This window comes from Priestia sp. BR_2, assembly GCF_041954005.1.
Taxonomy (GTDB): domain Bacteria; phylum Bacillota; class Bacilli; order Paenibacillales; family Paenibacillaceae; genus Paenibacillus_AQ; species Paenibacillus_AQ lautus_A.
The window spans coordinates 1-507 of record NZ_JAVFHM010000304.1 but is presented as its reverse complement, the minus strand read 5'-3'; the positions used below and the strand labels follow the sequence as shown (position 1 = coordinate 507).

At 41.0% G+C, this 507-nt stretch carries 1 protein-coding gene; it reads right to left on the bottom strand.

All coding sequences use genetic code 11. The features are described from left to right. Nucleotides 1-153: 153 nt before the first annotated feature. Nucleotides 154-507 (bottom strand): hypothetical protein (locus RB298_RS25655; RefSeq protein ID WP_486049174.1); only part of this gene is annotated, 354 nt, incomplete at its 5' end.

The following is a 507-nucleotide window of genomic DNA, read 5'->3' as shown; positions in this document are numbered from 1 at the left end:
TTGTTCTTTTTTTCTTTGTTTTTGGTGTTCTGTGTTAGTTTGTTGTTCTTTTCGTTGTGTTGGCCCTTGTTTTTTTTGTGGCTGCTGTGTTTGTGCATCTGCTTCTGCTGCTGGTTGTGAGTTTTCGTTTTCTTTATGTGCTTGCTCTTGTGTTTACTGTGCTTCTGCTTCTTGTTGAGCTTGCTCTTGTTCTTTTTGTTCTTGCTCTTGTGCTGCCTGTGCTTGTGCTGCTGCTTGAGCTTGCTCTTGTTCTTTTTGTGCTTGCTCTTGTGCTGCCTGTGCTTGTGCCGCTTCTTGCGCTTGCTCTTGTTCTTTTTGTGCTTGCTCTTGTTCTGCTTGTTCTTGTTCTGCTTGTTGTTCTTGTGCTTGTGCTTTTTGTGCTTTCTCTTGTGCTTCTTGTTGCTCTTGTTCTTGTTCTTGTGGTGTTTGTTCTTGTTCTGCTTCTTCTTGTTCTTCTTGTTTTTTTTGTGTTTGTTTCTGTTCTTCTTGTTCATCTTGATGTTGTGT